General features: G+C 55.3%; 1 rRNA gene. It reads left to right on the top strand.

Features of this window, described 5'->3' with window-relative positions:
- Positions 1 to 237: ribosomal RNA gene (locus tag H5S41_RS00510) — 23S ribosomal RNA — on the top strand; the annotation flags it as partial.

Genomic DNA, 237 nt, shown 5'->3' with positions numbered 1-237 from the left:
ATTCCCCGAGTAGCGGCGAGCGAAAAGGGAAGAGCCCAAACCAACAAGCTTGCTTGTTGGGGTTGTAGGACTGAACATTAGAGTTACCAAAGTGCGACGTAGTCGCAACAGTTGGGAAACTGTGCCATAGAGGGTGAGAGCCCCGTAGACGAAACGTCACACTCTCTGTTCAGGATCCTGAGTACGGCGGGACACGTGAAACCCCGTCGGAACCCGCGAGGACCATCTCGCAAGGCT

It is taken from the genome of Limosilactobacillus albertensis, assembly GCF_014145555.1.
Taxonomy (GTDB): Bacteria; Bacillota; Bacilli; order Lactobacillales; family Lactobacillaceae; genus Limosilactobacillus; species Limosilactobacillus albertensis.
Note: the sequence above shows the minus strand (reverse complement) of the source record. Positions and strands in the feature narration are given on the sequence as shown.